This is a genomic window from Streptomyces sp. DSM 42067 (genome assembly GCF_055792885.1).
In genome coordinates, this window is sequence record NZ_CM147706.1 from 6,366,773 (window position 1) to 6,380,015 (window position 13,243).

The window sequence follows — 13,243 nt, forward strand, 5'->3', positions numbered from 1 at the left end:
CGGCCATCATGCGCATTAGCGGCCACTGCCCCGGGAGGTGTGGGAGCTGCGCTTCAACGCACCGGCAAAGACGGTAAGTTGGGGAACCCAAGTGCGGCACGAGATCACCCACGGGGGGCGCATGCTCACGGATCAGGTCGAGGCGATCGAGATCGTGCGAGCCGACGAGGCGCACTTACCGGACATCCTGGCGTTGGCGGACTCGCGGCGGCTGGACGCCAGGAACCCGGAGCGTGCGGGGAACGAGGGCTTCCTCGTCTCCGACTACACGCTCGAGCACTACCGCGCCAGGCTCACCACCGCCGAACACTTCTGGGTCGCGGTCAAGGGCACCGAGGTGCTCGGCTTCGTGCTGGCCTACAGCGACCAGCGCATCGAACCGGACGAGTGGCTCAACCACCGGATCAAGACCACGCTGGGCGCCTTCCTCGTCATCAAACAGATCTGCGTTTCGCGCTCCTCGGCGCGCACGGGAGTCGCCTCCCGGCTCTACCACCACGTTCTCGAGCAGTGGCAGGGCACCCCGGTGATCGCCGCGGTCGTCACCGAGCCGTACAACGCGGCATCGACGCTCTTCCATCGCAAGCTCGGCTTCGAGGAGCTGACGCGGCTGACGCCGCCCGACGGCAAGCAGCGGATGGTGTGGGTGTGGCGCAAGCCGCGGGAGGCGATGCTCCAGGCGCAGTACGCGGTCGCCATCGACCTCTACAAGCACGAGGACACGACCAACTGGCACAAGCTGAACAACTTCTTCTACATCACGGCCGGTCTGGCCGCCGCGCTCGGGTTCTCCGTCAGTCAGGACAAGCCGGCGTCCGGGTCCGTGGACTCCATGGCGCACAGTCTTGCCATGATCATCACGATCATCGGGCTCGCCTCCTCCATCGCCTTTTCGCAGATGCTGCGTTTCGGCCGCCGCTATCTCGACGCGCGCAAGCGGGCCGCCATGGAGCTCGAGGAGTACATGGCGTGGCACGGCGGGCAGCGGATCGTGGGCCGGGAGGTGGCCGAGGACGGCAACGACTGGCTCAGGAGGTCTCCGACAGGGCTCATCATGATGCTCCTGCCGGTACTGGTGGCGCTCTGCTGGGCGGCGATGCTGGGCGTGCTCATCGTCAACTGATCCCAGGACCGCGCACGGCAGACCTCGGTTCGGCTCAAGGCCTGCCGGTGACCGGGAGCGGTGACTCTTGCGACTCACCGCTCAGCCGCGGAACCAGGCTCAGCCCAGAAGCACCTCCTGCCACACCAGTCGCGGACAGCCGCCGACTCACTGAACAGCCGCCGACTCACCGTGCCAGGTGCGCCACAGCGCCGCGTAAGCCCCTCCGGCCGACACCAGGCTGTCGTGCGTGCCGAGTTCGGTCAGGCGGCCCTCCTCCATCACGGCCACCCGGTCGGCGTCGTGTGCCGTGTGCAGGCGGTGCGCGATCGCGATGACGGTCCGGCCCTCGAGGACGGCGGCCAGCGCACGCTCCGTGTGGCGTGCGGTCGTCGGGTCGAGGAGCGCCGTGGCCTCGTCGAGGATGAGTGTGTGCGGATCGGCCAGCACGACACGCGCCAGGGCCAGTTGCTGGGCCTGGGAGCCGTCGGTGCGATGCCCGTCGGGCCCCAGCTCGGTGTCCAGGCCGTGCGCCAGCTCCTCCGCCCAGTGGGCTCCGACGGCGGCGAGTGCTGCGCACAGATCTTCGTCGGTGGCCGACGGCTCGGCGATCAGCAGGTTGTCGCGGACCGTGCCGAGGAACACGTGGTGCTCCTGGGTGACGAGGACGACCTGCCGTCGCAGCTGCTCGGGGTCCAGGCCGGCGATCGGCACCTGGCCCACCGTCACTGTGCCGGTGCGCGGCGCGTCGATGCCCGCGAGCAGCCTGCTCAGGGTGGTCTTGCCCGCGCCGGACCGCCCCACGACGGCCAGCCGCTCGCCGGGCCGTACGGTCAGGTCGACGCCGCGCAGGACCTCGCCTCCGCCGGGGTAGGCGTAGCGCACACCGGTCACGTCGATCCGGTCGTCCACGGGGGTCGCCGAGGTCACCGGGGTCGCCGGGGTGGAGGAATCGGCTGATGACGCGTCCGGAGGCCGGGCCGGACTCGGAGCCCGGGCCGGCCTCGGGGCCCGGGCCAGGCCTTCGACGCGGGCGAAGGACGCACTGCTGCTCTGCAACTGCTCGACCCGCATCAGGATCGTGTCGAGCGGCTCGCCCAACTGCCGCAGATACAGTGCCGCGGCGACCACGGCACCCAGGCTCAACGCGCCCCGCTCGAGCAGCACTCCGCCCATCAACAGCACGGCGACCACGGGGACCGTGTACGAGACCTCCACGATCGGCCAGAGCACGGTGCGCAGGAACAGTGTGTGCAGCCGTCTGCGCCGGGACGTCTCGAGCGCGTCCCGGCTCGCGGTGACACGCCGCCGCTGCAGCCCGAACGCCTCGACCGTGCGGGCTCCGGATGCGGTGGCGGCGAGGATCTCGGCGACGTCCGAATTGGCCGCGCCCTCGGCGAGATAGGCGGTGCGCGCCCGGCGCAGATACCAGCGCATGGCGAACCAGATACCGAGCAGGCCGAGCATTCCGCAGCAGCCGAGCAGCGGGTCGACGGCGAAGACGGCGCCGAGGATGAACAGCGCCTGGGCCGTGGAGATGAGCAGCTCGGGACCCGCGTCGCGCAGGGTCGTGCCCACCGCGGCGACATCGGCGGTGCCACGAGCCGTCAGGTCGCCCGTACCGGCGCGCTCCACGCTGGAGGCGGGCAGCGCGAGTGCCCGGTCGACGAACTCCTCACGCACGCGTGCCAGGGTCCGCTCGCCGAACCGGTGCCCCACGTACCGGGCGGAGCGCGCCAGCAGCAGCTGCGCCACCGTGCAGACCAGGATGGCAAGCGCCAGCCGGTCCACGACGCTCACGTCGCCCCCTGCCCGGACCTCGTCGATGATGCGTCCGAGCAGCCAGGGGCCGACGAGACCGGCGCCCGCGGCCAGGGCATTCAGGGCGAGCGCGGCGGCGAAGGCGCGTCCGTCCGCCCGGATCAGCCGGCCCGCGGCCCGGCGTACGTCGGCGGGTTCGGCGATGGGCAGCTGAGCCGACTTCCGCGCCGACGCGGTCGCCGATTCGTGTGCCGATTCCCGTGCCCTGTTCCGCGTTGTCGTCTTCTGGGCCGATGTCTTGCGCGCCGTCGTCTTGCCGACCGTCGTCTTCCGGGCCGACATCTTCCCGTCTGTCCTCTTCTGTGCCGTCACCGAACGGCCTCCTCTGCGTCCGTGTCGCGGGCCACGAGCGCGCGGTATCCCGGTTCCCCGCCGAGGAGTTCACGGTGGCCGCCGACGGCGGCGACCTTGCCGTCGACCAGGTAGTACACGGTGTCCGCCCGGTCCAGCACCAGCGGCGACGTGCTCGTGACGACGGTCGTGCGGCCGGAGCGTACGGCCCGCAGCCGGGCCGCGACGGCGGCCTCGGTGTGTGCGTCGAGCGCCGAGGTGGGCTCGATCGCCAGCAGCACCTCGGGATCGGCCAGCAGTGCCCGGACCAGTCGTACGCGCTGCCGTTGGCCTCCGGAGAGGTTGCGGCCCCCTGCGTCGACGTCCGAGTCGAGCCCGTCCGGCAGGCCCAGGACGATGTCGTCCGCCACAGCAGCGTGCACGGCGCGGGCGATCGCCGCATCGTCCTTGCCGTCCGGTCCCCATCGGCCGCAGACCAGGTCGCGCAGTGTGCCCGCGAACAGGTCGGCCTCGTTGTCCGCGACCAGGATCCGCTCGCGGACCTGCGGCAGGGCGATCTCGTCGAGGCGCACCCCGCCCCAGGTCGCCGCCGATTCCGTGTACCGGCCGAGCCGGTCGACGACGGCCGCGGACTCCGCGGGCCGCGCGCCGACCAGCGCGGTCAGCCTGCCCGGTGCCACCTCGACGCCGGATTCCGGATCGCGCAGCACGGACGGGCACGCGGGGGCGTCCAGGGCACCGCTCCCGGCGGACCCGGTCGCAGGCTCGAGGCGTTCCGCAGGCTCGAGGCGGTCCGAGGGCCCGCGGCGTTCCGCGGGTTCGAGGCGTTCCGAGGGTTCCAGCGCCAGAAACCGTACGACGCGCCGCGCGGCGACCAGAGCCCGGCTGACCTGGTAGCCGCACTCGATGAAGAACGCCACCGGCATCACGAGGACCGCGACATAGCCGTAGACCGACACCAACTCGCCCACGGTGATGGTCCCCTGCGCGGCCAGCCGCGCCGCCAGCCAGGTCACGACGGCGAGGAAGAGCATCGGCAGGCCGATGCCGAGCGCCTGGATCCAGCTGGTCACCGCCCCGACCCGGTACCCCTCCGCCTGCAGCTCCCGCGAGTCGCGCCGGAAGTTGCCTGCGTACAGCCCTTTTCCGCCCAGGCCGTTGAGCACCCGCAGGCCCTGCGCCAGGTCGCCGATACGCGCGGTCAGCCTGCCCTGCCGCTCGCGGTACCTCGACTCCGCGCCCTGCAGCCGCGCCATGAGCGGGCTGACCAGTGCGGCGGTGAGCGGCACGCCGAGCAGTACCACTGCGGCGAGCGGCAGCGAGATCGACAGCAGGATCACGGCCACGACGACGTACGCGACGGCCGAGCCGAGGCCCGGGCCGACGATGGTCAGGGACTGGCTGATCGTCTGGACGTCGCTGACGCCGATCGTCACCACCTCCCCGGCCCTGACCTGGCGCGGCAGCGCGGCACCCAGCCGCACCGCCTGCCCGACGACGACCTTCACCGTGCGGAAGTTGGCGTCCATGCGGAGTCTGGTCATCGTGCGGTGCCGCATGATGCTCACCCAGGCGTTGAACGCCCCGAGACCCAGCAGGGCGGCGGCCCAGCCGGCCAGCGCGGTCTGGTCTCCCGGCTCCAGACCGTCGTCGATCGCGCGTGACAGCAGGTACGGCGTCAGTGCCATGAGCACCATCCAGACGCTGCCCAGCAGGGCGCCCGCGGCGGCCCGACCCCGCTGGCTGATGACCAGCCACCACAGATACCGGCCGCCGCTGCGACAGTCAGGTGTCCCGGGATCCTCGTACGCGTCGATCATCCGCCCTGCCCTTCTTCCACCCGTCAGCCCCGCCGAACACAAGCCCCCTGCCTGTGCGCACCCGCCCGTGCAAGCCCCGCCTCTACACGAGGCTGTTGCGCCATGCCCGGTGCAGATCCGCGAACCGTCCCGTACCCGCGATGAGTTCGGCGGGCGGGCCGTCCTCCACGATGCGGCCGTGCTCCATGACCAGCACCCGGTCGGCGATCTCCACCGTCGACAGGCGGTGTGCGATCACGACCGCCGTGCGGCCGTTCAGCACCGTGTGCATCGCGCGCTGCACGGCCCGTTCGCCGGGGATGTCCAGGGAGCTCGTCGCCTCGTCAAGGATCAGCACGGCAGGGTCGGCGAGAAGCGCGCGGGCGAAGGCGACCAACTGGCGCTGACCGGCCGAGATACGGCCGCCCCTCTTGCGTACGTCGGTGTCGTAGCCGTCGGGCAGGGCGCTGATGAAGTCGTGCGCGCCGATGGCCTTGGCGGCCTGTTCGATCTCTTCGCGGGTGGCGTCGGGGCGGCCGATGGCGATGTTCTCCGCGACCGTGCCGGAGAACAGGAACGCCTCCTGGGTCACCATCACCACCCCGCGCCGCAGTTCGGGCACCGACAGGTCGCGCAGGTCGACGCCGTCGAGGAGGACCCGGCCCACCGAGGGATCGTAGAAGCGGGCGAGCAGCTTGGCGAGCGTCGACTTGCCGGCGCCCGTGGAGCCGACGACGGCGACCGTCTGCCCGGCCGGGAGGGTCAGATCGAAGCGGGGCAGCACCTCGCCTCCCGTGCGGTAACCGAACGAGACGCCCTCGAAGTCGACCTCGCGGCCCGGGCGGTCACCGGCCAGGGCCGGCAGCGGGCGCGGCGACTCCGGCTCCGGAACGGACGGCTCCTGGTGCAGGAGACCGGCGATCTTGCGGAGCGAGGCGGCCGCCGACTCGTACGAGTTCAGGAACATCGCGAGCCGGTCGATCGGGTCGTAGAGCCGCCGGATGAACAGGACGGCCGCGGCCAGCACACCCAGCTCCAGGGACCCGGCCGCGACGCGGTAGGCGCCCCACAGCACCATGCCCGCCACGGCCGTGTTCGCCACGAGCCGTGAACCGACGACATAGCGCGCCATCTCCAGCAGCGCGTCCCCGTTGGTGCGCTCGTGACGGTGGTTGAGGACCGCGAAGTGCTCGTCGTTCGCACGCTCCCGTCGGAACGCGCGGACCGGGCGGATGCCGTTCATGGTCTCCGCGAACTTCACGATCACGGCGGCGATCGCCGACGACCGCTCCCCGTACACGCGGGCCGCGCGCCGCCGGTACAGCTGGATCAGGACGAACAGCGGCACGAAGGACAGCGCGGCCACGCTGCCGATGCCGAGATCGAGCCAGAGCAGCATCGCGGTGATGTAGACCGAGGCGAGGATGACGTTGATCAGCTCCTGCAGCCCCTCGGCGAGCAGCTCGCGCAGGGACTCCACGTCCGTGGTCGCACGGGAGATGAGGCGGCCGGAGGTGTAGCGGTCGTGGAAGTCCACGCTGAGGGCCTGCGCATGGCGGAAGATACGGCCGCGTAGATCGAGGAGAACGTCCTGGTTGACGCGGGCGGACAGCCGTACGAATGCGTACAGGAGGGCGCCGGAGCAGGCCGCCGCCAGCAGATAGCCGACGGCGACGGCGATCAGAGGCCCGTAGTCATGCGCCCGGAACGCGGGCACCGCGGTGTCGATGGCGTACGCGACGAGCAGCGGGCCCGCTTGCACCGCGGCCTGCTGGAGGAGCAGACACAGGGCGACCGCCCAGACGGTGCGGCGCCGGGGTGCGAGCAGCGAACGCAGCAGGGCGCCGGTCGCGCCCTTGGGCGTGGGCAGGTCGTCTTGGTCGAACGGGTCTCCCTTGGCGGGGAGTTCGGGCTCGTCGACGGGATCCGGGGTGGTCGGCGGTTTCTGAGTTGCGGCGGTGGTGGTCATGGTGCGTCGTCCCCTTGTTCGCCCTGTGCGCCCTGTTCGCCGTGTTCTCGCTGTTGGTGACCGGGCTCGCCGTGCCCGTCCTGACCGTGCCTGCCCTGGGGGTGCCGGTCCTGACCGTGCCGGTCGTGGGGGTGCCCGTCCTGGCCGTGCCCGTCTTCGCCGGACATGAGGTGCCGGTACTCGGCGTTCGTCCGCAGCAGCTCCTGATGCGTACCCACCGCGGCGATCCGTCCGCCCGACAGCAGCGCCACGCGGTCGGCGAGCAGCACGGTCGACGGGCGGTGCGCCACAACGAGAGCGGTGCTCTCGGCCAGTACCTCCCGCAGCGCCGCCTCCACCAGCGCCTCCGTGTGCACATCCAGGGCGGACAGCGGATCGTCGAGTACGAGGAAACGGGGCTCGCCCACGACGGCGCGGGCCAGCGCGAGTCGCTGCCGCTGACCGCCGGAGAGGCTGAGGCCCTGTTCGCCCACCTGGGTGGAGGCACCGTCCGGAAGCCGCCGGACGAATCCGGCCTGGGCGATGCCTAGCGCCCGGTCGAGCCGCTCGGGCTCGGCGTGCCCGTCCGAGCCCATGAAGACGTTCTCGGCCACCGACGCCGAGAACAGCGTCGGCTCCTCGAAGGCCACGGACACCAGCGTCCGCAGCTCCTCCCGCTCCATGGCGGTGATGTCCCGCCCGTCCAGGGTGATGCGCCCACCGGTGAGCTCGTGCAGGCGCGGCACAAGAGCCGTCAGGGTCGTCTTGCCGCTGCCCGTGGCGCCGACGAGGGCCATGGTCTCGCCGGGGCGGACGTGCAGATCGATCCGCTCGAGCACGGGGACGGAGTCGTCCGGGGAGTCCGGGTACCGGAACTCGACCCCGTCGAACCGCAGTCCGCCGTCGCCGGCGCGGACGCCAACGGCATCGCCATGGCCATCGCCGTCGTCATCCCTGTCCCCGCCGTCGGCCGCAGGGCCATTCACACCGACGGCCGAACCGCCGACCGCAGGGCCATTCACGCCGACGGCCGAACCGCCGACCGCACCAGGCCCCTCCTCCACCGCGTCCATGACCTCGAAATACCGCCGCGTGGCGGTCGCCGCCTCCTGGCTCATGGCGAGCAGGAAACCGATCGACTCGATGGGCCAGCGCAGCGCGAGGGCGGTGGACAGGAACGCCACCAGCGTGCCGGCCGACAGGGCACCGTCGGCGACCTGCACGGTGCCGAGGACGAGCGCGGTGCCGAGAGCCGTCTCCGGCAGAACCGTGATGAGGCACAGGATCCCGGCGAGGAGCCGCGCCTTGGTGAGTTCGGTGCCCCGCAGAGTCCCCGAGAGCTCGCGGAAGGCTCTGGCCTGACTGCGGTGCCTCCCGAACCCCTTGATGATCCGGATCCCGAGAACCGACTCCTCGACGACGGTGGTCAGATCGCCCACCTGGTCCTGCGCCGTACGTGCGGCGGTGGCGTACTTCGCCTCGAAGCGGTAGCAGAGCACCATGAGCGGTACGGCCGGAGCGAGCAGTACGAGCCCCAGCGTCCAGTCCTGCGCGATGAGGAGCCCGAATCCGGCGAGAATCGTCACGCCGTTGACCAGCAGGAAGGTCAACGGAAAGGCAAGGAACATCCGTACGACCATGAGGTCGGTGGTGCCGCGGGACAGCAACTGGCCCGACGCCCAGCGGTCGTGGAAGGCCACCGGGAGCCGCTGCAGATGCCGGTACAGATCGGCCCGCATCGCCGCCTCGACGCCGGCGAGCGGCCGCGCCACCAGCCATCGCCGCAACCCGAACAGCACGGCCTCGGCCACGCCCAGTCCCAGCAGCACGCCCGCTCCCAGCCACACCCCACTGGGGTCGCGGTCGGCGACCGGGCCGTCCACGATCCACTTCAGCACGACAGGGAAGACGAGCGACAGACACGACGCCACGACCGCGACCACCGCCGCGCTGAACCATCGTGCTCGTACGGGGCGTACGTACGGCCACAGGCGCAGCAGTGTCCGAACGGCGGACGGGGACGGGGCCTTGTGGGCCGCCGGGGCCGCGGGATCCGTGGTGGGTGCATGTGAAGTGGACATCGTTTGCGAGCCTACGGTTCGGCACTGACAGTGCCCACCGAGTTTCGGCTGGGCTGGCGTGGTCCTGTGGTCCTACGACCGGATGTAGGCGGGTGGGGCCCTGCGGGGCCTCTTCCCCAGTCCCGCCCCTTCCCGGAACTGGGGGCTTCGGCCCCAGACCCCCGCTCCTCAAGCTCCCCAGCTGCCGCTGGGAGGTGCCCCCAGAGGGGCTGAATTTCACGCCGCCACAACCCGCAACAACAAAACCGCCCGAGCCGGCACCGTCACCTCCACCCCCGCGGGGTGAACCACCCGCGGGGGCCCCGCCTGTTCCTCCCGCGACGTGTCGACCACAACCTCGTACCGCTCCGCCCACGGCGACCCCGGCAGCATGAAACTCACCGGCCGGTCCCCGGCGTGCAGCACCGCGAGGAAGCTGTCGTCGACGACCGGCGCACCCCGCTCGTCCCGTCCCGGGATGTCGCGGCCGGACAGGTACATCCCCAGCGTCGCAGCGGGCGCGTACCAGTCCCGCTCCGTCATCTCCGTGCCGCGCGCCGTGAACCACGCGAGGTCGCGCAGGCCGTCCGCCGAATGAGGGCGGCCGGAGAAGAAGGCGCGCCGCCGCAGCACCGGATGCGCGTGCCGCAGTGCGATCAGACGTGACGTCAGCTCGAAGAGGCCCCGCCAGCCCGGGTCGTCCAGGTGCGACCAGTCGACCCAGCTGATCTCGTTGTCCTGGCAGTACGCGTTGTTGTTGCCGCGCTGCGTACGGCCCAGTTCGTCGCCCGCGACCAGCATGGGCACGCCTGTGGACAGCAGCAGCGTGGTCAGCAGGTTGCGCAGTTGGCGGCGGCGCAGGGCGTTGGTGCGCTCGTCGTCCGTCTCGCCCTCCGCGCCGCAGTTCCAGGACCGGTTGTCGTCCGCACCGTCCCGGTTCCCCTCGCCGTTGGCCTCGTTGTGCTTGCGTTCGTACGACACGAGGTCGCGGAGCGTGAAGCCGTCGTGGGCGGTGACGAAGTTGACGGAGGCGTAAGGGCGGCGGCCGCCCCACGCGTACAGGTCGCTCGATCCCGAGAGGCGGTAGCCGAGATCGCGTACGTCCGGCAGGGCACCTCGCCAGAAGTCGCGCACCGCACCCCGGTAGCGGTCGTTCCACTCGGTCCACAGGGGCGGGAAGGAGCCCACCTGGTAGCCGCCCGAGCCTACGTCCCATGGCTCCGCGATGAGTTTCACGCGCCGCAGCACCGGGTCCTGAGCGATCACGGCGAGGAACGGCGACAGCATGTCGACGTCGTGCATGGCGCGTGCCAGCGCCGCCGCGAGGTCGAAGCGGAAGCCGTCGACGCCCATCTCGGTCACCCAGTAGCGCAGCGAGTCCGTGATGAGCCTCAGCACCTGCGGCTGGACCACATGCAGAGTGTTGCCGCAGCCCGTGTAGTCGGCGTACCGCCGCGCGTCCGACTGGAGGCGGTAGTAGCCGCGGTTGTCGATGCCCTTCAGGGACAGCGTCGGACCCAGCTCGCCCGCCTCCGCCGTGTGGTTGTAGACGACGTCGAGGATGACCTCGATCCCAGCCGCGTGCAGCGCCCGCACCATCCGCCGGAACTCGCCGACCTGCTGCCCGGTGGTGCCGCTCGCCGCGTACGCCGCGTGCGGTGCGAAGTACCCGATGGAGTTGTAGCCCCAGTAGTTGCGCAGGCCCTTGCGCAGCAGATGGTCCTCGTGCGCGAACTGGTGCACGGGCAGGAGTTCGACCGCCGTCACCCCGAGGCGTACGAGATGGCCGATCGCCGCAGGGTGCGCGAGGCCCGCGTAGGTGCCGCGCAGTTCCTCGGGTATGTCCGGGTGCAGCTTCGTGAAACCGCGTACGTGCAGCTCGTAGATGACCGAGTCCGCCCAGGGAGTCTTCGGGCGGCGGTCGTCGACCCACTCGTCGTCGGGGTCGTCGTCATGGACGACCACGCCCTTCGGGACGTACGGCGCCGAGTCCCGTTCGTCGCGCACCGTGTCCGCCATCCGCTGGTCCGGCCAGTCGCGCACATGCCCGTACACCTCCGGTGGCAGTCCGAAGTCGCCGTCCACCGCGCGCGCGTACGGGTCGAGGAGCAGCTTCGCCGGGTTCCAGCGGGCGCCGGTCCACGGGTCCCAGCGGCCGTGCACCCGGAAGCCGTACCGCTGTCCCGGCATCACGCCCGGCACGAAGCCGTGCCAGATCTCGTGCGTCAGTTCGGTCAGCGGGCAGCGCGTCTCGCGGCCCTCGTCGTCGAAGAGGCACAGCTCGACCGCCTCGGCCCCGCCCGCCCAGAGCGCGAAGTTCGTGCCCGCCACCCCGTCGGGGCCGACCCGGAAGCGTGCTCCGAGCGGGGTCGGAGCTCCGGGCCACGCCGGAACGGCCGGCAGTGCCGGTTTGCTGCGCCGGCCGCCCCCACTCTCGACTTCTCCCCCAGTGCCTTGAAGGGCCTGGGAGGTACCCCCAGAGCGGGGGGACCTCCACAGCACGGCGGCTGGGCGCTCGGGCGTCCCGTTGCCCGTGCGCCGGCCCTCCTGAACTGCCTCCTGCTCGGCTGCGCTCGACACCTGTCAGCCTCCCGCGGCTCGGTGAGACGAGGCGCGACAGAAGGCCTGCGGCGTCGCCCCTCTTTTTTGGTTCGTTCGCCTCCGGGGCGCTCCAGCCGGTGTCGAGAAGCCGATCGTGCTCAGCCCTTCGGCCTCTGCGCGCCCGACTTCTCGCCACCGGAGCGCCCCCGCGGCTCTCAGGGGCGCGGCTCCCCACGCGATCGTCCTCCCAGTGTTCTGCCCACAGCATGGCTCGCACTCACGTTTCCCCAGGAGGGGGAACTGTGGGTTTCCCCAGGAGGGGGAACGCTCGGTTTCCCGAGGAGGGTGCCCGTCGTTGGGATGGGCGTGATTCAGAAAGTGACGCGCGCTGGACGCGCAGGCGCCGCCCTGGCTGCCGTACTGACATGGGCCTGCCTGCTGGCAGGAGCGGCCGGTTGCACCCCGGACGGGGTCGCCGGCAAGCCACTGTCCCTCGAGGACGTGATCCGCATCTCGCCGGCCGACGGCAGCAAGGGCGTGAGCGTCGACGCACCCATCCGGGTGTCGGTGCCCGACGGACGGCTCGAGTCCGTGAAGGTGGTCAGGTCCCAGGACGCCCAGGACTTCCCGGTGCCGGGCCGCATCTCCCAGGACGGCATGACCTGGCGGCCGAACGTCAAGAAGCTGGAACTGGCCGCCAAGTACACGGTGGATGCGGTGGCACTGGACAGCAGGGGCCGCCGCTCCGCCCGGCACACCACGTTCACGACGGTCGTCCCCGATGAGCGGTTCATCGGCTATGTCACCCCGGAGAACCGTTCCACCGTGGGCGCCGGCATGATCGTCTCGCTGGAGTTCAACCGCGAGATCGAGAACCGAGCAGCAGTCGAACGCGCCGTGCGCGTCCGCTCCGAACCGGCCGTCGAGATCGCCCCGCACTGGTTCGGCAACACCCGCCTGGACTTCCGTCCGGAGAGATACTGGAGGCCGGGCACCAAGGTCACCGTCGATCTGCGGCTGCGCGACGTGCAGGCCGCGCCGGGCGTCTACGGACTGCAGGAGAAGACCTTCTCGTTCACCATCGGCCGCAGTCAGGTCAGCCGGGTGGACGTCGCCGCGCACACCATGCAGGTGCGCCGCGACGGCGAGCTCGTCGCCACCATGCCGATTACCGCGGGTGCGCCCAAGACCACCACGTACAACGGGAAGATGGTGGTCAGCGAGATGCTCGAGACGACCCGGATGAACAGCCGCACGGTCGGTTTCGGCGGTGAGTACGACGTCCCGGACGTGCCGCACGCCATGCGGCTCACCACATCCGGCACCTTCCTGCACGGCAACTACTGGATCCACAACGCCTTCGGCGTCGCGAACGTCACCCACGGATGTATCGGGCTGCGCGATGTGAAGGGCGGCAACCAGGACACACCGGCCGCCTGGTTCTTCGACCGGAGCCTCATCGGGGACGTCATCGAAGTGGTCAACTCCGCCGACAAGGAAGTCGCTCCGGACAACGGCCTCAACGGCTGGAACATGGACTGGGACGAGTGGAAGGCGGGCTCCGCGGACTGACTCCCCCTCCGAGGCCGGCCGGCCCGCCAACACCGCCACCAGGGCTCCCCATGATTGAAGTTGGAACTGAACGGTGACAATCGCAAGGAGTCACCGAAGTCAGCCGTGT

General features: G+C 70.9%; 7 protein-coding genes. 2 read left to right on the top strand and 5 right to left on the bottom strand.

Annotation, left to right across the window (positions count from 1 at the left end; translation table 11 throughout):
• Window positions 1-121: 121 nt before the first annotated feature.
• Window positions 122-1,123, top strand: a complete 1,002-nt coding sequence (locus tag ACSMXV_RS28950; protein WP_473174127.1) for a GNAT family N-acetyltransferase — start codon at window positions 122-124, stop codon at window positions 1,121-1,123.
• Between the two features lie 147 nt (window positions 1,124-1,270).
• On the opposite strand, the gene ACSMXV_RS28955 is transcribed toward ACSMXV_RS28950, so the two are convergent.
• The 5 genes from ACSMXV_RS28955 to glgX form a co-directional block, all read right to left on the bottom strand.
• A complete protein-coding gene (locus ACSMXV_RS28955) occupies window positions 1,271-3,205 on the bottom strand; it encodes an ABC transporter ATP-binding protein (RefSeq protein WP_473179095.1) in 1,935 nt (644 codons plus the stop codon).
• Window positions 3,206-3,231: 26 nt separating this feature from the next.
• Entirely contained in the window at window positions 3,232-5,034 is a 1,803-nt protein-coding gene (locus ACSMXV_RS28960) for an ABC transporter transmembrane domain-containing protein (protein ID WP_473174128.1), read from the bottom strand.
• Window positions 5,035-5,116: 82 nt separating this feature from the next.
• The gene (locus ACSMXV_RS28965) at window positions 5,117-6,982 is read right to left on the bottom strand and encodes an ABC transporter ATP-binding protein (RefSeq protein WP_473174129.1); all 1,866 of its coding nucleotides are present in this window, start codon (window positions 6,980-6,982) and stop codon (window positions 5,117-5,119) included.
• The gene (locus tag ACSMXV_RS28970; protein WP_473174130.1) at window positions 6,979-9,042 is read right to left on the bottom strand and encodes an ABC transporter ATP-binding protein; all 2,064 of its coding nucleotides are present in this window, start codon (window positions 9,040-9,042) and stop codon (window positions 6,979-6,981) included. Before ACSMXV_RS28970 ends, ACSMXV_RS28965 begins: the two co-directional genes overlap by 4 nt.
• 216 nt (window positions 9,043-9,258) lie before the next feature.
• Window positions 9,259-11,601: a glycogen debranching protein GlgX gene (gene glgX, locus ACSMXV_RS28975; RefSeq protein WP_473174131.1), complete on the bottom strand. Its 2,343-nt coding sequence runs from the start codon at window positions 11,599-11,601 to the stop codon at window positions 9,259-9,261.
• Window positions 11,602-11,940: 339 nt separating this feature from the next.
• Here glgX and ACSMXV_RS28980 point away from each other — a divergent pair, with 339 nt between their 5' ends.
• The gene (locus tag ACSMXV_RS28980; protein WP_473174132.1) at window positions 11,941-13,134 is read left to right on the top strand and encodes a L,D-transpeptidase; all 1,194 of its coding nucleotides are present in this window, start codon (window positions 11,941-11,943) and stop codon (window positions 13,132-13,134) included.
• Window positions 13,135-13,243: the final 109 nt, after the last annotated feature.